General features: G+C 69.9%; 19 protein-coding genes. 11 read left to right on the plus strand and 8 right to left on the minus strand.

What is annotated here, in order from left to right; genetic code table 11:
• Window positions 1-2: 2 nt before the first annotated feature.
• Together rsfS and KBY90_RS11160 are read right to left on the minus strand one after the other, a co-directional pair.
• On the minus strand, window positions 3-404 hold the full coding sequence (gene rsfS / locus KBY90_RS11155) for a ribosome silencing factor (RefSeq protein WP_254968714.1): 402 nt from the start codon (window positions 402-404) through the stop codon (window positions 3-5).
• Entirely contained in the window at window positions 397-1,032 is a 636-nt protein-coding gene (locus KBY90_RS11160; RefSeq protein ID WP_254968715.1) for a DUF3318 domain-containing protein, read from the minus strand. The genes rsfS and KBY90_RS11160 overlap by 8 nt, the downstream gene beginning before the upstream one ends.
• A gap of 118 nt (window positions 1,033-1,150) precedes the next feature.
• On the opposite strand from KBY90_RS11160, the gene carB reads away from it, so the two are divergent.
• The 3 genes from carB (at window position 1,151) to KBY90_RS11175 (ending at window position 6,611) form a co-directional block, all read left to right on the plus strand.
• On the plus strand, window positions 1,151-4,474 hold the full coding sequence (gene carB, locus KBY90_RS11165) for a carbamoyl-phosphate synthase large subunit (protein ID WP_254968716.1): 3,324 nt from the start codon (window positions 1,151-1,153) through the stop codon (window positions 4,472-4,474).
• Window positions 4,475-4,500: 26 nt separating this feature from the next.
• The gene (locus tag KBY90_RS11170; protein ID WP_254968717.1) at window positions 4,501-5,205 is read left to right on the plus strand and encodes a DUF3386 domain-containing protein; all 705 of its coding nucleotides are present in this window, start codon (window positions 4,501-4,503) and stop codon (window positions 5,203-5,205) included.
• Between the two features lie 77 nt (window positions 5,206-5,282).
• On the plus strand, window positions 5,283-6,611 hold the full coding sequence (locus tag KBY90_RS11175) for a sodium:alanine symporter family protein (RefSeq protein WP_254968718.1): 1,329 nt from the start codon (window positions 5,283-5,285) through the stop codon (window positions 6,609-6,611).
• Here KBY90_RS11175 and KBY90_RS11180 read toward each other — a convergent pair.
• Genes KBY90_RS11180 through KBY90_RS11190 form a run of 3 tightly spaced genes read right to left on the minus strand, consistent with a single transcriptional unit; the run spans window position 6,586 to window position 8,952 of the window.
• The gene (locus KBY90_RS11180) at window positions 6,586-6,807 is read right to left on the minus strand and encodes a DUF6447 family protein (RefSeq protein ID WP_254968719.1); all 222 of its coding nucleotides are present in this window, start codon (window positions 6,805-6,807) and stop codon (window positions 6,586-6,588) included. The genes KBY90_RS11175 and KBY90_RS11180 overlap by 26 nt on opposite strands.
• Window positions 6,808-6,829: 22 nt before the next feature.
• On the minus strand, window positions 6,830-7,177 hold the full coding sequence (locus KBY90_RS11185; RefSeq protein WP_254968720.1) for a hypothetical protein: 348 nt from the start codon (window positions 7,175-7,177) through the stop codon (window positions 6,830-6,832).
• A gap of 11 nt (window positions 7,178-7,188) precedes the next feature.
• Window positions 7,189-8,952 (minus strand): ABC transporter ATP-binding protein, encoded by a 1,764-nt coding sequence (locus KBY90_RS11190; RefSeq protein ID WP_254968721.1) that lies wholly within the window; start codon window positions 8,950-8,952, stop codon window positions 7,189-7,191.
• Window positions 8,953-8,986: 34 nt separating this feature from the next.
• Between KBY90_RS11190 and KBY90_RS11195 the strand changes: the two genes are divergently transcribed.
• Genes KBY90_RS11195 through folP form a run of 3 tightly spaced genes read left to right on the plus strand, consistent with a single transcriptional unit; the run spans window position 8,987 to window position 10,829 of the window.
• On the plus strand, window positions 8,987-9,193 hold the full coding sequence (locus KBY90_RS11195; protein WP_254968722.1) for an RNA-binding S4 domain-containing protein: 207 nt from the start codon (window positions 8,987-8,989) through the stop codon (window positions 9,191-9,193).
• A gap of 26 nt (window positions 9,194-9,219) precedes the next feature.
• Window positions 9,220-9,963, plus strand: a complete 744-nt coding sequence (tpiA, locus tag KBY90_RS11200) for a triose-phosphate isomerase (RefSeq protein WP_254968723.1) — start codon at window positions 9,220-9,222, stop codon at window positions 9,961-9,963.
• Window positions 9,964-9,977: 14 nt separating this feature from the next.
• A complete protein-coding gene (gene folP, locus KBY90_RS11205) occupies window positions 9,978-10,829 on the plus strand; it encodes a dihydropteroate synthase (RefSeq protein ID WP_254968792.1) in 852 nt (283 codons plus the stop codon).
• On the opposite strand, the gene KBY90_RS11210 is transcribed toward folP, so the two are convergent.
• Both KBY90_RS11210 and KBY90_RS11215 read right to left on the minus strand, forming a co-directional pair.
• The gene (locus tag KBY90_RS11210) at window positions 10,810-10,977 is read right to left on the minus strand and encodes a hypothetical protein (protein WP_254968724.1); all 168 of its coding nucleotides are present in this window, start codon (window positions 10,975-10,977) and stop codon (window positions 10,810-10,812) included. The two genes, folP and KBY90_RS11210, sit on opposite strands and share 20 nt — an antisense overlap.
• A gap of 25 nt (window positions 10,978-11,002) precedes the next feature.
• Window positions 11,003-11,791, minus strand: coding sequence for an alpha/beta fold hydrolase (locus tag KBY90_RS11215; protein WP_254968725.1), 789 nt, complete (start codon window positions 11,789-11,791; stop codon window positions 11,003-11,005).
• A gap of 99 nt (window positions 11,792-11,890) precedes the next feature.
• Between KBY90_RS11215 and KBY90_RS15185 the strand changes: the two genes are divergently transcribed.
• On the plus strand, window positions 11,891-12,133 hold the full coding sequence (locus KBY90_RS15185; protein WP_396122575.1) for a DUF3175 domain-containing protein: 243 nt from the start codon (window positions 11,891-11,893) through the stop codon (window positions 12,131-12,133).
• Window positions 12,134-12,212: 79 nt separating this feature from the next.
• Here KBY90_RS15185 and KBY90_RS11220 read toward each other — a convergent pair whose 3' ends face one another.
• Complete coding sequence (locus KBY90_RS11220; RefSeq protein ID WP_254968726.1) at window positions 12,213-16,229, minus strand: magnesium chelatase subunit H; 4,017 nt, start codon at window positions 16,227-16,229, stop codon at window positions 12,213-12,215.
• Between the two features lie 104 nt (window positions 16,230-16,333).
• Between KBY90_RS11220 and dapB the strand changes: the two genes are divergently transcribed.
• The 4 genes from dapB to KBY90_RS11240 all read left to right on the plus strand — a co-directional run bounded on the left by dapB (window position 16,334) and on the right by KBY90_RS11240 (window position 19,530).
• Window positions 16,334-17,230, plus strand: coding sequence for a 4-hydroxy-tetrahydrodipicolinate reductase (dapB, locus tag KBY90_RS11225; protein WP_254968727.1), 897 nt, complete (start codon window positions 16,334-16,336; stop codon window positions 17,228-17,230).
• Window positions 17,231-17,243: 13 nt separating this feature from the next.
• Window positions 17,244-17,891, plus strand: a complete 648-nt coding sequence (locus tag KBY90_RS11230; RefSeq protein WP_254968728.1) for a hypothetical protein — start codon at window positions 17,244-17,246, stop codon at window positions 17,889-17,891.
• 103 nt (window positions 17,892-17,994) lie between these two features.
• Entirely contained in the window at window positions 17,995-18,249 is a 255-nt protein-coding gene (locus KBY90_RS11235) for a high light inducible protein (RefSeq protein WP_254968729.1), read from the plus strand.
• Window positions 18,250-18,321: 72 nt separating this feature from the next.
• On the plus strand, window positions 18,322-19,530 hold the full coding sequence (locus KBY90_RS11240; protein ID WP_315858733.1) for an FAD-dependent monooxygenase: 1,209 nt from the start codon (window positions 18,322-18,324) through the stop codon (window positions 19,528-19,530).
• The last annotated feature ends 4 nt before the right edge of the window (window positions 19,531-19,534 follow it).

Genomic DNA, 19,534 nt, shown 5'->3' on the forward strand with positions numbered 1-19,534 from the left:
GCTCAGCTGCTGGTGGCCTGGGCGGAGCCTAGGTAGCGCTCCTGCTGGCCGTGGCCCCAGAACGACTCCAGGTCGTAATACTCCCGCTCCTGGGGCATGAGCACGTGCACGATCAGCTCGCCGTAATCCAGCAGCACCCAGCGGCCCTCGGCCTGGCCCTCCCGCCGCAGCGGCAGGCGCCCGGTCTCCTCCTCGATGCGCTCCTCCACCGAGCGGGCGATGGCGCGCACCTGCACGTCGGACAGGCCCGAGCAGATCACGAACCAGTCGGCCAGGGTGCTCACCTCGTCCACCCGGATCAGGCGGATGTCCACGGCCTTGCGGTCGTCGCAGGCCTCGGCCGCCAGCCTGGCCAGGGCGGCGCTGGCCGGATCGGGCCGGCCGGCGGCGGGCGCCTCAGCCATAGACGTTCTCGCTGGTGACGGACTGGCGGGAGCCCTGCTGCTGGGCCATCTCGGCGCGGGCGCGGCTGGCGCTCTTGCGCAGGGCCTCGAGGCGGTCGTCGTAGAAGGCCCGCTTCTTCTTCTTGCGGGTCTGCTCGGCCAGTTCCTTGAGGGCGCCGCCCAGGCTCTTGTAGGCGTTGGGCAGGGTGTAGCCGAAGCGGCAGGCCAGATCGATCGCCCGCTCGTCGGCGGCGATGGCATCGGCCAGGCGCTTCTCGGAATTGTTCTTGAGGTAGAGGCGGTAGCCGGCGAAGCCCGAGAGCCCCAGGGCCATCAGCAGCAGGAGGCCGTCCTGCACCCAGAGCTCGCCGATGGCACCGCCCAGACCGATGGCCAGCGCGGCCATCTCCCAGCCGTCACGGGGCACGGCATCGTTCTGGATCCGGCCCACCTCGTGCCAGAAGAGGAGGTTGCGATGGTCGAGCGCCAGGCCGTCCCAGGTCTCCAGATCCACCTGGATCTCGATCTCATCGCGGCCGATCTCCTCGATGGTGATCAGGGGGGGATCGACCGAGGCCGCGGCTTCCACGAACACCCAGCTCTGCATTTCCGGTGGCAGCAGCCCCTTGAGGCGCTGGAGCTCGCTCATGGACGCGGGGGATACAACCCGACCACGTTAGCGACCCGGAACGGGGAGCCCGAGTCCCGCGCCACCTTGCGGCGCGGGCGATCGTGCCAGGCTGGGCCGGTTTGGCCAGCCCTCGCCCATGCCCCGCCGCACGGACCTGCGTCGCATCCTGCTGCTGGGATCGGGGCCGATCGTGATCGGCCAGGCCTGCGAATTCGACTACTCCGGCACCCAGGCCTGCAAGGCCCTGCGGGCCGAGGGCTACGAGGTGGTGCTGGTGAACAGCAATCCAGCCTCGATCATGACCGATCCGGACATGGCGGATCGCACCTACATCGAGCCGCTCACCCCCGACGTGGTGGCCCGGGTGATCGAAACCGAACGGCCCGACGCCCTGCTGCCCACCATGGGCGGCCAGACGGCGCTGAACCTGGCCGTGACCCTGGCCGAGAACGGCACCCTCGAGCAGTACGGGGTGGAGCTGATCGGCGCCAACCTGGCGGCGATCCAGAAGGCCGAGGACCGGCTGCTGTTCAAGGAGGCGATGGAGCGCATCGGCGTGGCCGTGTGCCCCTCCGGCATCGCCCAGTCGCTCGATGAGGCCCTGGCCGTGGGCGAGGCGATCGGCAGCTACCCGCGCATCATCCGGCCCGCCTTCACCCTGGGCGGCAGCGGCGGCGGCATCGCCTACAACCCCGAGGAATTCGAGGCGATCTGCAAGAGCGGCCTGGAGGCCAGCCCCGTCTCCCAGATCCTGATCGAGCAGTCGCTGCTGGGCTGGAAGGAGTTCGAGCTGGAGGTGATGCGCGACACCGCCGACAACGTGGTGATCGTGTGCAGCATCGAGAACCTCGACCCGATGGGGGTGCACACGGGCGATTCGATCACCGTGGCCCCGGCCCAGACCCTCACCGACCGCGAATACCAGCGCCTGCGCGACCAGGCGATCGCCATCATCCGCGAGATCGGCGTCGACACCGGCGGCAGCAACATCCAGTTCGCGGTCAACCCCGCCAACGGCGACGTGATCGTGATCGAGATGAACCCGCGGGTGAGCCGCAGCTCGGCGCTGGCCAGCAAGGCCACCGGCTTCCCGATCGCCAAGATCGCCGCCCGCCTGGCGGTGGGCTACACCCTCGACGAGATCGTCAACGACATCACCGGCGCCACGCCGGCGTGCTTCGAGCCCACGATCGACTACGTGGTTACGAAGATCCCGCGCTTCGCCTTCGAGAAGTTCCAGGGCAGCCCGGCGGTGCTCACCACCTCGATGAAGTCGGTGGGTGAGGCGATGGCGATCGGCCGCTGCTTCGAGGAGTCGTTCCAGAAGGCGCTGCGCTCCCTGGAAACCGGCCATGCCGGCTGGGGCTGCGACCGCCCCGATCCCGCCTGGGATCCCACCGAGCTGGAGCGGGCCCTGCGCACCGCCACCCCGGAGCGGATCTTCGCCGTGCGGGCCGCCATGGTGGCCGGCCGCAGTGATGCCGAGATCCACCGGCTTTCGGCGATCGATCCCTGGTTCCTGGCCAAGCTGCGCGGCATCGTCGACGCTGAAACGCGCCTGCTGCGCGGCCGCAGCCTGGCGGATCTCGATGCCGGCGCCCTGCTGGCGCTCAAGCAGCTGGGCTTCTCCGACCGCCAGATCGCCTGGGCCAGCGGCAGCGACGAGCTGGCCGTGCGGCGCCACCGCCAGGGCCTCGGCATCAACGCCGTGTTCAAGACCGTGGACACCTGCGCGGCTGAATTCGCCTCCCGGACCCCCTACCACTACGCCACCTACGAGCGGCCGCTGGAGCGGATCAACGCCGCCGGTGAGCTGGAGCTGGCGCCCCCGGAGGACGAGGTGCAGCCCGAAAGCCGCCGCAAGGTGATGATCCTGGGGGGTGGCCCCAACCGCATCGGCCAGGGCATTGAATTCGACTACTGCTGCGTGCATGCCTCCTTCGCCCTGCGCGACGCGGGTTTCGCCACGGTGATGGTGAACAGCAACCCGGAAACGGTGTCGACCGACTACGACACCTCGGACCGCCTCTACTTCGAGCCGCTCACCCTCGAGGACGTGCTCAACGTGATCGAGGCCGAGAAGCCCGAGGGGGTGATCGTGCAGTTCGGCGGCCAGACGCCCCTGAAGCTGGCGATCCCGCTGCTGCGCTGGCTGGAGTCGCCGGAGGGCCGGGCGACCGGCACCCGCATCTGGGGCACGTCCCCGGAATCGATCGACTCCGCCGAGGACCGGGAGCGCTTCGAGGCGATCCTGCGCCGGCTGGAGATCCGCCAGCCCCGCAACGGCCTGGCCCGCAGCGACGCCGAGGCCCGCGCCGTGGCCGACCGGGTGGGCTATCCCGTGGTGGTGCGCCCCAGCTATGTGCTCGGGGGCCGCGCCATGGAGGTGGTGTTCGATGAGAGCGAGCTCAACCGCTACATGGCCGAGGCGGTGACCGTGGAGCCCGATCACCCGGTGCTGATCGACCAGTACCTGGAGAACGCCGTGGAGGTGGATGTGGACGCCCTCTGCGACGCCACCGGCACGGTGGTGATCGGCGGGGTGATGGAGCACATCGAGCCCGCCGGCATCCACTCGGGGGATTCGGCCTGCTGCCTGCCCACCGTGAGCCTGAGCGAGGGGGCCCTGGCCACGATCCGCCAGTGGAGCAAGAAACTGGCCCTGGCCCTGGAGGTGCGTGGCCTGATCAACCTGCAGTTCGCCGTGCAGCACCATCCGAAGGAGGGCGAGCGCGTGTTCATCATCGAGGCCAACCCCCGCGCCTCGCGCACGGTGCCGTTCGTGGCCAAGGCCACCGGCGTGCCCCTGGCCAAGCTGGCCAGCCTGGTGATGGCCGGGCGCTCCCTGGCGGAGCTGGGCCTCACCGAGGAGCCTGTGCCGCCGCTGCAGACGGTGAAGGAGGCGGTGCTGCCGTTCAAGCGCTTCCCCGGCTCCGACACCCTGCTGGGGCCGGAGATGCGCAGCACCGGCGAGGTGATGGGCATCGCCGCCGGTTTCGGCATGGCCTTCGCCAAGGCCGAGCTGGCGGCCAGCGAGGCCCTGCCCGCCGCCGGCACCGTGTTCCTCTCCACCCACGACCGTGACAAGCCGGCCCTGGTGCCCGTGGCCCGCCGGCTGGCCGAGCAGGGCTTCTCGCTGATCGCCACCGGCGGCACCGCCGCCGCCCTGCAGGCCGAAGGCCTGGAGGTGGAGCCGATCCTCAAGGTGCACGAGGGCCGGCCCAACATCGAGGACGCGATCCGCTCGGGCCGGATCCAGCTGATCATCAACACCCCCATCGGCCGGCAGGCCGCCCACGACGACCGCTATCTGCGGCGCGCCGCCCTCGACTACGCCGTGCCCACCGTCACGACCCTGGCCGGCGCCCGCGCCGCCGTGGAGGCGATCGGCTCCCTGCAGCGCAACGCCCAGCTGCCGGTGCACGCCCTGCAGGACATCCACCCCGGCCGCGCTGGTTAGGGTTTGGCTCCCCTGCCGCAACGGCCTTGACCGCCACCCCCGCCAGCCCCGCCGCCGTCATCCCCGCCCCCGGTGCCGACGCCACGGCGGCCTTCCGCGCCGCCTACGAGAACCGCTACACCTGGGACCCCGGCTTCGGCGGCTACCGGGGTCGCTGCGTGTGGGAGCAGCCCGGCGCAGCCGGGGAACCGGGCCGCCGCATCGAGGGCTCCTTCGTAGTGGGCGCCGATCTCAAGGCCCAGGTGGAGGGCATCGACGACCCCGAGGTGCACAAGGCGATCGCCTCCCAGCTCTGGGAGGTGGCCATCCACCGGGTGCGCCGCAGCTTCGAGCAGACCCACGGCGAGAACACCTTCACCGCCGGCGACACCGACCCCGTGGGCACCGAGGTGATCGTGGGCGGCAGGAACGCCGGCGACCGCTACCGCATCAAGGACGACGTGGTGACGATGGTGCACCGCCACATCCACGGCACGGTGGTGACGATCTTCACCGAGAGCGTCACCCACACCGGCAGCGGCTACCTGAGCCACAGCTACACCAGCCGCTACGCCGATCCCGCCAGCGGCGAGCCCAAGGGCGGGCTGAGCCGGTTCAGCGACACCTTCGTACCCCTGGTGGAGGGCGGCCCCTGGGTGCTGGCCGAACGGGTGGTGGACACCGAGGCCTTCGGCGACACGCCCGCCGGCCGTCAGGTGTTCCGCTTCGAGGGTCTCGAGCCCCTGGGCTGAGGCCCGGCGCCCGGCGGCGGAGGCTGGCCAGGCCGCCGCCGCCATGACACCATCGGCGCCAACGGCGCTGTATTCCCTTGGAGCTGCTGGATCAGTTCAATTCGCTGGTGTGGGGTCCGCCCACCCTGTGGCTTCTTGGTCTCACGGGTGTGTACCTGATGGTGGGGCTGCGCTTCATGCCCCTGACGCACATCGGCTACGGGTTCCGCCAGGCGGTCGCCTCGATCCGCTCCAGCAAGGGCGAGGGGGACGTCACCGCCTTCGAAAGTCTCTCCACGGCCCTGGCGGCCACCATCGGCACCGGCAACGTGGCAGGGGTGGCCGGCGCCATCGCCGTGGGCGGACCCGGATCGGTGTTCTGGATGTGGCTGATCGCCCTGGTGGGCATGGCCACCAAGTACGCCGAATCACTGCTGGCGGTGCACTACCGCGAGGTGGATGCCCTGGGCGAGCACGTGGGTGGACCGATGTACTTCATCCGCAACGGTCTGGGCCCCCGCTGGGCCTGGCTGGGCACGCTGTTCGCCATCTTCGGCACCCTGGCGGGCTTCGGCATCGGCAACGGCGTGCAGGCCCACGAGATGGCCCTGGCGCTGAACAAATCCCTGGGTGTGCCCGCCATCGTCACCGGGGTGGTGATGGCTGCGATCGCCTTTGCCGTGCTGATCGGCGGCATCGAGCGCATCGGCAAGGTCACCGAGGTGGTGGTGCCGGTGATGGCAGCCGTCTACGTGGGTGGGGCCCTGATCATCCTGCTCGCCCACCTCAGCGAGATCCCGGCCGCCCTCGGCCTGATCCTCAACGACGCCTTCACCGGCCAGGCGGTGGCCGGTGGCTCCCTCGGGGTGGTGATTCAGCGCGGCATCGCCCGGGGCATCTTCTCCAACGAGTCCGGCATGGGCACCGCTCCCATCGCCCAGGCCGCAGCCCGGCCCGGCGATCCGGTGCTGCAGGGCACCGTCGCCATGATCGGCACCTTCATCGACACGATCGTGATCTGCACGATGACCGCGCTGGTGATCGTGATCAGCGGTCTCTACACCAGTGGTGAGAGCGGTGTGGCCCTCACCATGAGCGCCTTCGATCAGGAGCTGCCGGGTTCGGCCTGGCTGGTGACCTTCGGCACCGTGTTCTTCACCGGCACCACGATCCTGGGCTGGGGGTACTACAGCGAGCGCTGCCTGGAGTTCCTCGTGGGCACCGGCGCCATCAGGCCCTTCCGGCTGCTGTGGGTGGCCGTGGTGGTGGTCGGCGCGGTGGCCACCGGCGGCGTGATCTGGACCATCGCCGACATCCTCAACGGTCTGATGGTGCTGCCCAACCTGATCGGCCTGCTGCTGCTCTCGGGCACCGTGTTCCGGCTCACCCGCGCCTACGACTTCAAGGCAGGGGAGCGATCTGCTTGAGCTTCTCGTTCAGCTGCATCGCCATCGACTGCCGCCCCACCGCCAGCACCTTGAGGGTGTCCTCGTGCATGCGCAGCTGGGCGTCGGCCACCTGCATGCCGCGCACCAGTTCCTTCACCTCATCGGGCAGGGAGTTGAGGTCGTAGCGGTTGCCCTCGAAGGTGAGCACGGGGGGCTGCTGGGCGTTGGCGTCCATGAAGGGGGACCGTCGGTCCCGCTCAGGATACGGATCCCCGCTCACCGCCATCCTCCGGCGGCGCTCCTGGCGGCAGCTGGGGCAGATCGAGCGCCGGCCGCTTGAACACGAACATCAGCAGCGGGCCCACCTGGGGCGCCTCCACCAGCTCCCAGTTCTCCCGCCCCAGGGCGTTGAGGAAGAACTGCAGCTGCTCGGCCGGGTGCCGCGGCCGCCGGCCCGCGCCGCGGTACTGCTGAGGGAATTCGCGCTCCAGGAATTCCGGGCTGAGGGCGCCGCCCAGGCGCCGGCTGTCGGCCTCCGGCGAGGGCGGCTCGGGCGGCGAGCCGCCGCTCACATCGATGTGGATCACCCGGTATTCCCAGGCCATCGGCGGTGCGTTCAGGGATCGAGCTGGATGAACTGGCGCCGGCAGAGCTCGCGGTAGCGGCCGCCGCTGGCCATCAGCTGATTGTGGCTGCCCTGCTCGACGATGCGGCCCCCGTCCAGCACGACGATGCGGTCGGCCTGCTGCACGGTGGCCAGGCGATGGGCGATCACCAGCACGGTGCGGCCGGCCATCGCCCGGCGCAGCCCCTGCTGCACCGCCTCCTCCGCCTCGGCATCGAGGGCGCTGGTGGCCTCATCGAGGAGCAGCAGAGCGGGATCGCCGAGCACGGCCCGGGCAATGGCCAGGCGCTGCAGCTGCCCCCCGGAGAAGTTGCGGCCCCGCTCCTCCACCCGGCTGGCGTAGCCGTCGGGGAGGGCCTCGATGAAGCCGTCGGCGTTCGCCAGCCGGGCCGCCTGGCGGATCCGCTCGCTGTCGGCCGGCCGGCCGAAGGCGATCGCCTCCGCCACCGTGCCCGAGAACACCTGGCTCTGCTGGGGCACCAGCGCCACGGCCCGGCGCAGCTCGGCGGCGCGCAGGTCGGCCAGATCGCGGCCGTCCAGCAGCACCCGGCCGCCCTGGGCCACGTTGAAGCGCAGCAGCAGGGAGAACAGCGTGCTCTTGCCCGCCCCCGAGGGACCCACCAGCGCCACCACCCGGCCCGGCTCGATGCGCAGGCTGAGGTCGTCCAGCACCGGCTGGCGCGGGTCGTAGCCGAAGTGGATCCGCTCCAGCACCAGTTCCCCGCGCACGGGGCCGAGCGCCACGGCGGTGGCCCGGTCGGGCGGCTCCACCGGCTCCCGTTCGATCGCCCGCAGGCGCTGCAGGGAGGCCTGGCCCTGCTGCAGCTCGTTGAAGTTGGTGGTGAGATGGGAGATGGGATCGATGAGCATCAGCAGGGCCGCCACGTAGCTGCTGAAGCCCTGGGCATCGAGCTGCCCGGACTGGATCCGCCAGGCGCCCAGCAGCAGCACGGTGAGGATGCCGCCGGCCTCGAGGAAGCCCACCACCGGGTGCTGCAGCGCCAGCAGGCGCAGGGTGCGGTAGCGGGCCCGGCGATGCAGTTCCACCTCGGCATCGAAGCGCCGCTGCAGCCAGGCCTCGGCGGCGAAGGCCCGCACCAGCGGCAGCCCGGTGATCGCCTCGGCGAGCAGGCCCGCCAGCTCGCTCACCTGGCGCTGGCTGCGCTCCGCCGCCGCCATCACCCGCGCCCCGAAGCCGCTCACCAGCAACGCCACCAGCGGTGCCAGCAGCAGGGTGGCCAGGGCCAGGGGCCAGTCCAGCCAGAGCATGTAGCCCAGCACCGCCAGGAGCTGCAGGCTGCTGGGGGTGGTGTCCTGGATCGTCTTGTAGATCACCTCCCCCACCCGGTCGGCGTCCTCGGTGAGGCGGTAGGTGAGGTCACCCGCCGAGAGCTTGTCGAGGGAGGCGAACTCCAGGCGCTGCAGCCGTGCGAACAGCTGCTGGCGCAGACTCTTGCTCACGCTCAGCGCCGGCCCCGCCAGCAGGGTGTCCTGGCCGAACTGGGCGGCCTTCTGCACCAGGAACACCAGCAGGGCCAGCAGCACCGCGTTGCGGGTGGCGGCCAGATCGCCGGCGCCGATGGCCGGGATCAGCCGGCCGGCCAGGGCGGCCAGCAGCGGCCAGCAGAGCACATAGATCAGGATGCACCCGCCCCCGGCCGCGAGCCTGCGCCGGTGCGGCCGCAGCAGGGGCCACAGCCGGCGCACGCCGTCCCGCAGGCTGCCGCGCACAGCGGCCGGTGAAGGTGCGAGCATCGCGGCACGCTAAGGGCCGCCGGGCTCCGCTCCCTTGAAGCTCGATCAGTTCCTCAAGTTCCACGGCCTGGCGGCCACCGGCGGCGAGGCCAAGCTGCGCATCCAGCGGGGGGACGTGCGCGTCAACGGGACCATCGAGCTGCGCCGGGGCCGGCAGCTGGCGCCCGGCGATGCGGTGAGCGTGGATGGCCGCGAGCTGCTGTTCACGGGCCGCCAAGGGGCGCGGCAGGCGCCCCATTAGCGTTTGGAACTGCTGTCCGCAAGGCAATGGTGCGCAAGGCCGTCATCGCAGGCAACTGGAAGATGCACATGACCTGCGCCGAGACGCGGGAGTTCGCCGCCGCCTTCCGGCCCCTGATCGCCGACCTGCCGGCCGGCCGCGAGGTGGTGCTGGCGCCACCCTTCACCGCCATTCCCACCCTCTGCCGCCACCTGGCCGGCACGGGCGTGGCCATCGCCGCCCAGAACGTCCACTGGGACGATCAGGGTGCCTACACCGGCATGATCTCGGCGCCGATGCTGGTGGAGCACGGCGTCAGCCACGCGATCGTGGGCCACAGCGAGCCGCGCAAGTACTACAGCGAGACCGACGAGCAGATCAACCTGCGGGCCCGCACCGCCCAGCGCCACGGCCTGATCCCGATCCTGTGCGTGGGCGAGAGCCTCGATCAGCGCGAAGCCGGTGAAACCGAGCGGGTGATCCACCGCCAGATCGAGCAGGGGCTCGAGGATGTGGATCCCGTCCGGCTGATCGTGGCCTACGAGCCGATCTGGGCCATCGGCACGGGCAAGACCTGCGCCGCCGATGAGGCCAACCGGGTGTGCGGGCTGATCCGCGGCTGGGTGGGCAACCCGGAGGTCACCGTGCAGTACGGCGGCTCGGTGAACACCGCCACCATCGACGAGTTGATGGCCCAGAGCGACATCGACGGCGTGCTGGTGGGTGGTGCCTCCCTCAAGGCCGAGAGCTTCGCCCGCATCGCCAACTACCAGGTGCCGGCGCGGGTGTGACCCGCCCGCTGGTGATGGGGGTGCTGAACCTCACCCCCGATTCCTTCAGCGATGGCGGCCGCATCGCCGGCGTGGAGCCGGCGGTGCATGCGGCCGCACGGATGCTGCGGCAAGGGGCCGACGTGCTCGACCTCGGGGCCCAGAGCACCCGTCCCGGAGCCGAGGAGGTGGGCCCTGAGCGGGAGCTGGAGCGGCTGCTGCCCGCCCTGGCGGCGATCCGGGCCGCCCACCCCGGGGCACGCCTCTCCGTGGACACCTTCCATGCCGCCGTGGCCGAGGCGGCCCTGGACGCCGGTGCCGACTGGATCAACGACGTACGCGGCGGCAATGTGACCGGGGCAGCGGTGGGCGGCCCGGCGGCCGGCAGCCTGCGCGACCCGGCGATGCTGCCGCTGATCGCCCGTTGCGGCTGCCCCTATGTGCTGATGCACAGCCGCGGCGACAGCCGCTCGATGGACGCCCTGGCGGTGTACGGCGACGTGGTGGCCGAGGTGCACGCCGAGCTGGAGGCCGCCACCGCCACGGCCCTGGCGGCGGGAGTGCGGCGGGAGCGGATCGTCTGGGATCCGGGCCTGGGGTTCGCCAAGACCAGCGAGCAGAACCTGGCGCTGCTGCGGCGGCTGCCGGAGCTGGCGGCGGCCGGCTATCCCCTGCTGGTGGGCCCCTCGCGCAAGCGCTTCATCGGCGCGGTGCTGGACGAGCCCCGCCCGCGGGCGCGCCTGTGGGGCACCGCGGCGGTGTGCGCCCTGGCGGTGGCCGGCGGCGCCGCGGTGCTGCGGGTGCACGATGTGGGCCCGATCGCCCAGGTGACGCGGATGGCAGCGGCGGTGGCGGGAGTGACTCCCGTCAGTGCGCCTCAGCCCTGAGCCCCGCCCGCGCCGACACCTGGGCCTCAGAGGTCACCTCGCGCAGAACCGACACGATCGCCACCTCCCCCGACACCCCGGTCGAGACCCGCTGCTCCTGCAGGTCGATGAGGTGCTGAACCGGATCCAGGGCCTGCACGCTCCGCAAGCATGGAGCACCGCCATCACCTGCCTCAGCCTTTGAGGAACTCCAGGATCAATCCGTAGAACTCCTCAGGGCGTTCGATGAAGACCCCATGGCCGCTGGCGGGGATCACGCTGAGCTCGGCCCCTGGGATATGGCTGCAGAGGTATTCAGAGCCTGCCATGGGAGTGAGCAGATCATGCTCCGCAGCGATGATCCGCACAGGGCAACCGATCCGACTCAGCAGTGCCCGTGTATCGAAGACGCGCAGGGCCTCGGTCTGGGCGACATAACCCTGCTCAGTCATCGGATAGGGGTGATTGACAACTGAGCCGATGTAAGCCTCTACTCTCGCTTTGTCCTCAAGAAAGGTCCGGTCGAACAATACCGGCAGATAGTTTCTGGCCCTCACTTCAAGCGGCACTCCACAGCCGTAGAGGGCAATCTGCTGGGTTGTCGCCAGTTGTGAGATCACTGAGAAGGTTGGTTCGCTGCAGGCGATCACCAGCCGATCGACAAACTCGGGAGCCGTGGCTGCGATGATCTGGGCTATGTGCCCACCCATCGAGTGGCCCACGAGATGGGCCCTGTGAATGCCGAGCTTCGCGCACAGCGTGAGCGTGTCTTGGGCCAGCATCTCCAGTCGATAAGGCCCCTCGGGAACGCTGCTCTGACCGCAGCCGCGGTTATCGAAGACGGTGACCCGAAAATCGTTCGCCAAGCGTTGCGTCTCCCACATTCCGTGATCGGCGCTGAGGCCTGAAATCAGCACCACATCGGGCCCGCTGCCGACTTGCTGGTAGTAGAGATCAAGGTCTCCGATCCGCGTGTGCGGCATGGTGTGGATGCCTCGACTGTCTCGAGAGTGTATGCAGGCATGATGGTTCCTGCAGATGTCATGCACGATCGCTAAGGGCTCGGCGGAAACCCGCCAGGGCTGCAAGACAACCCCTTCGCCGCGGCCATGGCGATGCTGAATTTCTACTTCAACCGGGCGGGAGGGGATCTCAGGCCTGAGCGTCGGCAGGTGCTGGAACAGGCGAAGCTGGAGTTGCGCGCGCTGTATGGGCGTTACAGCCCTACTGACGCCCGGGGGGACCACAGGGATCCGTGCTGGTGGCAGCAGGTGGATCCCTGGCCATGGCCGCGCTGGTCGGTCTGTCGGAGGCCTACCGCTTAGAGAAGGTGTAGACAGCCACCTCAATCAGCCTGCTGGTGAGTGGGCTCGGGGATGAGGACAAGAGGGGCTGAGCTCTCTCTCACCCCTCGCTCACCCCCTCGATCCTGTCCTCGATCTCCTGATACAGCGCCTGCAGCTGGGCGATGTTCTCGTCGCTGGTCTCCCAGTAGCCGCGGCCGTTCACCTCCAGCAGGGTGCCGACGATGCGGCGGAAGCTGTGGGGGTTGAGGTCCATCAGCCGCTGGCGCATCTCCGGGTCGTTGATGAAGGTGTCGTTGGCCTCCTCGTACACGAAGTTATCGACCGCGCCGCTGGTGGCACTCCAGCCCAGGGTGAAGTTGAGGCGCTTGGCCACCTCGCGCACACCCTCGTAGCCGGAATTGAGCATGCCCTCATACCACTTGGGGTTGAGCAGCTTGGTGCGCGAATCCAGCCGAATCGTTTCGCTGAGCGTGCGCACCTGGGCATTGGCGGTGGTGGTATCGGCGATGTAGCTCGCCGGCGCCTTGCCGTCGTCGCGCAGGCCCTGGATCAGCTTGGTGGGGTCGGAGTCGAAGTAGTGGCTCACATCGGTGAGCGAGATCTCGGCGGAATCCAGGTTCTGGAAGGTCACGTCGGCGGTCTTCATCGCCGCCTCGAACACCTCGCGCTTCTGGTTCATCTCGCCGGGGTTGTCGGCGTTGAAGGCGAAGGTCTTGCGGGAGAGGTACATCTCCTGCAGTTCGTTCTCCTCTTCCCAGGTGCTGTTCTCCACCGCCAGGTTCACGTTGGAGCTGTAGCTGCCGCTGGCGTTGGAGAACACGCGGGTGGCGGCATCCCGCAGGGAGATGCCATCCTTCTCCGCCTGCTCCTGGGCGTGCTTGCGCACGAAGTTCATCGCCAGCGGCTCATCGGCCTCGGCGGCCATCTTCACGCCCTGGTCGATCAGGGCCATCTGGTTGATGAACAGGTCGCGGAACACGCCGCTGCAGTTCACCACCACATCGATGCGGGGACGGCCCAGCTCCTCGAGGGGAATGAGCTCCAGCTTGTTCACGCGGCCGAGGGAATCGGGCACGGGCTTGACGCCGATGAACCAGAGGATCTGGGCCAGGGATTCGCCGTAGGTCTTGATGTTGTCGGTGCCCCAGAGCACGCAGGCGATCGTTTCCGGCCAGGTGCCCTGCTCGGCCTTCTGGCGCTCGATCAGCTTGTCCACCACCCCCTTGGCGGCGGCGATGGCGGCCCTGGTGGGGATCGCCTGGGGATCGAGGGCGTGCAGGTTCTTGCCGCTGGGCAGCACGCCGGGGTTGCGGATCGGGTCGCCACCGGGTCCCGGCAGCACGTATTCGCCGTCGAGGGCCTTGAGCAGGCTCTCCATCTCCATGTCGGCGCACACCTGCTCCAGGCAGAACTGCAGGTAGGCGAACAGCTTGTCGAGCTCAACGGAATCGACGCTCACAAAACCCGCGCCGCAGCAGGCCCGCAGCCAGGGACTGGGCAGCTTGACGTTGAAGCGGGCCAGCAGATCGAACAGCCAGCCGAAGTTGCGCCGCAGGGTGACCCGGCCGTCGCTGCCGGTGACGCTGCGCACCATGGCGCCTACGGCGGCGCGGCTGGTTTCGGTGATGCGGCGGTTGAGTTCCACATCGGCCAGCACGCCCTCGTCGTTGCCCTTGTAGACCTCGCCGATCGTGCGACCCAGGCTCTCGGCCAGCAGCCCCGGCAGCGAGCGGATGCCCTCCTCCTCGCGCTCGAGGGCGGCGATGTTCACCAGGGTGGCGATCGCCTCTTCGGCGGTGGGGGGCTTGCCGATGGTGTGCAGGCCGCAGGGCAGCAGCCGGCTCTCGATCTCCATCAGCTGGCGGTAGACCGCGCCGATCACGGCGTCGCGGGCATCCAGATCCAGCTGAGCGGCATCCTCCTCCGGCAGGGCCACATCCTTGTCGAGGTTGCACTGGCGGGCCGTTTCCACCACGGCGTTCACGATCTGCACGCCGCGGGAGCTTTCGCGCAGCTGCTGGTAACTGCCCACCAGCTCGCCCAGCTCCTTGAGCCCCTTGTAGAGGCCGGCGTTCTCAGCCGGGGGCGTGAGATAGCTGATCGTTTCGGCGTAGCCGCGCCGCTTGGCGATCGTGGCTTCCGAGGGATTGTTGGCGGCGTAGTAGTAGAGGTTCGGCAGGGCGCCGATCAGGGAGTCGGGGTAGCAGGTGTCGCTCATGCCCATCTGCTTGCCGGGCATGAACTCCAGCGAGCCGTGGGTGCCGAAGTGCAGCACCGCGTCGGCGCCCCACACCTTCTCCAGATAGGTGTAGTAAGCGGCGAAGCCGTGGTGGGGGCTGGCGCTGCGGGAATAGAGCAGCCGCATCGGGTCGCCCTCGTAGCCGAAGGTGGGCTGCACGCCAACAAACACGTTGCCGAAGTGGCGGCCGTAGATCAGCAGGTTGGTGCCGTCGGAATTGAGGTTGCCGGGGGGCTTGCCCCAGTTCTCCTCGAGGCGCTCGGAATAGGGCGTGAGCCGCTCGTACTCCTCCACGCTCATGCGGTGGGCGATCGCCAGCTCCGGCGCCCCCTCCATCGCTTCGGGGTCCTTGAGCACCGCGTCCATCAGCTCCTTGCCGGTCTTGGGCAGGCCGCTCACGTCGTAGCCCTTGGCCGCCATCTCCTCCATCACCCGGTGGATGGAGCCGAACACATCCAGATAGGCGGCAGTGCCCACGTTGCCCTTGTCGGGCGGGAAGCTGAACACCGTGATCGCCAGCTTCTTCTCCTGGCGCGGCTTGATACGCAGGGAGGCCCAGCGGATGGCCCGCTCGGCGATGGCATCCACCCGGTCCTGCAGGGTGTGGGCCTTGCCGGTGGCGTCGTCGCGGCCGCTGAGCACGATCGGCTCGATGGCGCCATCGAGCTCGGGGATGGCGATCTGCAGGGCCACCTGCACCGGGTGCAGACCCAGGTCGCTCTCCTCCCACTCCTGGGTGGTCTGGAACACCAGCGGCAGCGCCACCATGTAGGGGCGATTGAGCTTCTTGAGCACCTCGATCGCCCTGGGGTGGTCCTGCCGGGCCGGGCCGCCCACCAGGGCGAAGCCGGTGAGCGACACCACCCCGTCCACCAGGGGCACCTCGGGGTTGAGGGGGTCGTAGAAGAAGGCGTTCACCGGCCTGGTGAAGTCGAGCCCGCCGCAGAACACCGGGATCACGGTGGCGCCGCGGTATTCCATCTCCTGGATCACCGCCACGTAGTGGGCCTCATCGCCGGTGACGATGTGGCTGCGCTGCAGCACCAGGCCGATCACCGGGCCCTTGCGGGCCTTCTCGCTGAGATCGGCGCGGCTGGCGCTCCAGTTCAGGTACTCCTTGATGTCCTCGAACATCGCAGGGGCCAGGGGATGCCAGATCCCCAGGTCGGGGAACACCACGGGATCGGCCACCTGCAGCTCGGGCCGGCCCTGCGCCTCGCCGCCGGCAGTGCGGGGAAACACGTACTTGTCCGCCAGCATCAGCAGGAAGTTCCTGAGGTTGTCCGGCGTGCCGCCCAGCCAGTACTGGAAGCTGAGCATGAAGGAGCGGGCGTCCTGCGCCTTCTCCACCGGCAGATACTTCAACACCGTGGGCAGGGTGTTGAGCAGCTTCAACATCGCGTCCTGAAACCCGGCGCCGCCGGCCTCCTTGCGCTTCTTCATGAAGCTGGCGATGGCGCTCTTGCTCTGGCCCAGCTGGGCCATGGAGAACGTCCCCAGCTTGTTCAGACGCATCACCTCCGGCATGGAGGGGAACACCACCGACGCCTTGAGGCGCTCGCGGTGGGGCGCCACGGCCTCCACCACCTTCTGGGCCAGGTCCTCGATGAAGATCAGCGAGGCGATGAACACATCCGCCTCGGCCACATCGGCGCAGAACTGGGCGTAGTTCTCCGGGTCGCGCAGTTCCTCGATCAGGTAGCCGCTCAGGTCGATCGCCAGCGGACCGTTCTGCTCGTTCAGGGAGGTGGCCGCCAGAGTGAGGGCGTTCTGGTACTGCGGCTCCAGCACCACGTACACGGCCTTCATCACCGCGCCGCTGTGGTCGCCTGCAGGGCTGACCCGGCGGTTGGCGGAGCGGACCTGCGTGAACATGCGCGCGTCTGGGCTGGTGTGGGCTGAGCTTACGAAGCTTGAACCCGTCCGCGAGCGTGCTGCATAGGCTCTGCAGCAAGGTTCTCCAGCAGCGCTCCTCCGCCATGACCAGCTCCACCGGCCCGTCCGGCACCACCGGCCCCGGGGCCGCGACCACGCCGCCGGCCCGTCCGATCGCCGTGGTGGTGGCCGGAGCCCTGGGGCGCATGGGCGCCGAAGTGGTCAAGGCGGTGACCGCGACGTCCGACTGCGAGCTGGTGGGCGCCGTCGACACCACCCCCGGCAAGGAGGGGGCCGATGTGGGCCTGGAGCTGGGGCTCGGCGAGCTGGAGGTGGCCATCACCTCCGACTTCGAGGGCTGTCTCTGCCAGGCCAGCCAGGCCGTGCGCACGGCCGGCCCGGGCCAGGGCGCCGTGCTGGTGGACTTCACCCACCCCTCGGTGGTGTACGAGCACACCCGCGGCGCCATCGCCTACGGCGTGCATCCGGTGATCGGCACCACCGGTCTCAGCCCTGAGCAGCTGGCCGATCTGGCCACCTTCGCCGGCAAGGCGTCGGTGGGCGGCGCCGTGATCCCCAACTTCTCGGTGGGCATGGTGCTGCTGCAGCAGGCCGCCGCCGCCGCCGCCCGCTTCTACGACTTCGCCGAACTCACCGAACTGCACCACAACCGCAAGGCCGATGCCCCCAGCGGCACCTGCATCAAGACCGCCGAACTGATGGAGGAGCTGGGCAAGAGCTTCAACGTCCCCCAGGTGGAGGAGCACGAGAGCCTGCCCGGCTGCCGCGGCGGCCAGCGGGAGAGCGGCCTGCGGCTCCATTCGCTGCGCCTGCCGGGCCTGGTGGCCCATCAGGAGGTGATGTTCGGCGCGCCGGGCGAAACCTATACGCTCCGCCACGACACCATCGACCGTTCCGCCTACATGCCCGGGGTGCTGCTCACCGTGCGCCGGGTGCGCCAGCTGCCGGGGCTGGTGTACGGCCTGGAGCGGCTGCTGTGAGGCGAGCCGGCCGATGCTGATCCCCCTGCGCCCCGGCGAACTCTCCCGCCTGATCCCGGCGGTGGCCACGGGCCCCCAGTTCAACTCCTGCAGCGGTTCGCCCCGCAAGCTGCTGCAGCGGGTGCTGATCTCGGTGATCGGCGGCGTGCTCACCCTGCTGATCAGCCAGACCCTGGCCTTCCGCAGCCAGTTCGCCCCGGTGCTGCTGGTGGCGGGGGTGGTGCTGCTGCTCTACGTGCTCTGGGGGCCGATCGTGGAGGCGGGCCGGCGCAACGCGACCCTGCGCCGTTACCCGGCCGCGGCGATCTTCGAGGGCCAGGTGGCCGATCTGTTCACCCGCGAGGTGGTGGAGGACCAGCGCGAGCAGGCCGACCGCAGCGGCCGCCTGCAGCTGGTGGAGAACCGCCGCACCTGGCTCACCCTGGAGCTCGAGGACGAGGACGGCTACCTCGGCCGGGTGCGCTTTCCCATGGAGAAAAAGCACCAGCTGATCCGGCGGGGAATGGTGGTGCGCACCCTGGTGCTCAGCGACCGCAAGGACTTCTCCCGCATCGGCGCCCTCACCGACGCCTGGCTGCCCCAGCTCAAGCTGTGGGTGGGCGACTACCCCTTCCTGCTGAGGCCGGCGTTCGAGGAGCTCTGCCTGCGGCGCCTGCGCTGAGGCCAGATGCCAGACCGGGGCGGGCAGGACTCCGCAGAAATCTTGAAGGGGCTGTCACAGTCCGCAACAATGCGTTACATTGCTTTCAGACCAGAGGACTCCCATGACCCAGGCCACCCCCATCGCTCCCACCGCCATCCGCGGCGCCACCGTCACCACCGAAGACGGCGGCCGCCTCAACGCCTTCGCCACCGAGCCCCGCATGGAAGTGGTGAGCCCCGAGCGTGGCTGGGGTTTCCATGAGCGTGCCGAGAAGCTCAACGGCCGCATGGCCATGCTCGGCTTCATCGCCCTGCTGGCCACCGAGTTCGCCCTCGGCGGTGAGGCCTTCACCCGCGGCCTGCTCGGTCTCGGCTGAGCCCTGAAACCAGCCCGCTCCGGGCTCTCATCTCACCCCCCGGCCGCAGCAGACTTGCTGCGGCTTTGTTGTGTGCCGCTGACCGCCGCCCCTCCCCGTCCCGCTCCCGCCGCCAGCCCGCAGCTGCCCGCCACGACCCTGCGGGCGCGGGTCTGCGGCGGCGGTCCCACCGGCGCCCTGAGCGCCCTGGCCCTGGCCGATGCCGGCTGGCGGGTTAGCCTGCACGACCCGCTCAGCGCCGGCCAGCTGCTGGAGCGCAGCCGCGCCTACGCCTTCAACCACTCCAGCCGCCAGCTGCTGGAGCGGCTCGGTCTCTGGGACGACCTGGCCGGCGCCATGGTGCCCTTCAGCCGGCTGGAGCTCCGCGACCTGGCCATCGCCGCCGGCGTGCCCTTCAGCACGGCTGACCTGCCGGGCCGCTGCCGTCGCTCCCCCTGGACGGCCGTGGGCTGGGTGGGCCTGCACGGGCCGCTGATGACGGTGCTGCTGGAGCGGCTGCAGCGCCATCCGGCGGTCGATCTGCAGCTGGGCACGACCGCCGCGCCGCCGCTGGAGAGCGATCCCGCGGACCTGGTGGTGGCCGCCGATGGCCCCCACTCCAGCTGCCGCGACGGCCTCGGCATCGGCCTCTGGCAGCTCGCTTACCGCCAGGCCTGTCTCACCGCCCAGGTGGAGTTGCGCGGCAGTGACGACGACCAGGCCTGGGAGCTGTTCCGGCCCGAGGGACCGTTCGCGCTGCTGCCCCTGGGCCGGGGACGCTTCCAGCTGGTGTGGAGCGCCCCTGCCGCCCGCTGCCGGCAGCTGGAGAGCCTGAGCGCCGACGCCTTCCTCGACCGCCTGGCCGGCGCCCTGCCCGACCGCTTCCAGCCCGATGCCCTGCTGGATGAGCCGCGGGCCTTCCCGGTGGCCCTGCAGCTGGCCCGGCGGCTGGCCGTCGGGCGGACGGTGCTGGTGGGGGAGAGCGCCCACCGCTGCCATCCGGTGGGTGGCCAGGGGCTCAACCTCTGCTGGCGCGACGTGGCTGAGCTGCACCGCCAGGCCCGCCGCGTGGCCGCCGCACGGCTCGCGGCCGACCGCCTCCCGGCCGCCTACGCCTGGCGCCGCTGGCCCGATCTGCTGCTCACCCTGCTGGCCACCGATCTGCTGATGCGGCTGTTCTCCAACCGCGCCCCGCTGCTGCTGCCGCTGCGGCGCCTGGGCCTGATCCTGCTGGCCGCAGCGGCGCCGCTGCGGCGCCTCAGCCTCGGGGTGATGACCCTGGGGCCCTGCCGTCCCCTCTGAGCGC

The organism is Cyanobium sp. CH-040 (genome assembly GCF_024346135.1).
GTDB lineage: Bacteria > Cyanobacteriota > Cyanobacteriia > PCC-6307 > Cyanobiaceae > NIES-981.

What these genes read in the sequence shown, in the direction of transcription:
- KBY90_RS11235 (WP_254968729.1), top strand. Translation starts at nt 17,995, where the DNA reads ATGACCCAGGCCACCCCCATCGCTCCCACCGCCATCCGCGGCGCCACC.
- KBY90_RS11185 (WP_254968720.1), bottom strand. Translation starts at nt 7,177, where the DNA reads ATGGCCTGGGAATACCGGGTGATCCACATCGATGTGAGCGGCGGCTCG.
- carB (WP_254968716.1), top strand. Translation starts at nt 1,151, where the DNA reads ATGCCCCGCCGCACGGACCTGCGTCGCATCCTGCTGCTGGGATCGGGG.
- KBY90_RS11215 (WP_254968725.1), bottom strand. Translation starts at nt 11,791, where the DNA reads ATGCCGCACACGCGGATCGGAGACCTTGATCTCTACTACCAGCAAGTC.
- KBY90_RS11190 (WP_254968721.1), bottom strand. Translation starts at nt 8,952, where the DNA reads ATGCTCGCACCTTCACCGGCCGCTGTGCGCGGCAGCCTGCGGGACGGC.
- KBY90_RS11230 (WP_254968728.1), top strand. Translation starts at nt 17,244, where the DNA reads ATGCTGATCCCCCTGCGCCCCGGCGAACTCTCCCGCCTGATCCCGGCG.
- KBY90_RS11220 (WP_254968726.1), bottom strand. Translation starts at nt 16,229, where the DNA reads ATGTTCACGCAGGTCCGCTCCGCCAACCGCCGGGTCAGCCCTGCAGGC.
- rsfS (WP_254968714.1), bottom strand. Translation starts at nt 404, where the DNA reads ATGGCTGAGGCGCCCGCCGCCGGCCGGCCCGATCCGGCCAGCGCCGCC.
- KBY90_RS11180 (WP_254968719.1), bottom strand. Translation starts at nt 6,807, where the DNA reads ATGGACGCCAACGCCCAGCAGCCCCCCGTGCTCACCTTCGAGGGCAAC.
- dapB (WP_254968727.1), top strand. Translation starts at nt 16,334, where the DNA reads ATGACCAGCTCCACCGGCCCGTCCGGCACCACCGGCCCCGGGGCCGCG.
- tpiA (WP_254968723.1), top strand. Translation starts at nt 9,220, where the DNA reads ATGGTGCGCAAGGCCGTCATCGCAGGCAACTGGAAGATGCACATGACC.
- KBY90_RS11160 (WP_254968715.1), bottom strand. Translation starts at nt 1,032, where the DNA reads ATGAGCGAGCTCCAGCGCCTCAAGGGGCTGCTGCCACCGGAAATGCAG.
- folP (WP_254968792.1), top strand. Translation starts at nt 9,978, where the DNA reads ATGGGGGTGCTGAACCTCACCCCCGATTCCTTCAGCGATGGCGGCCGC.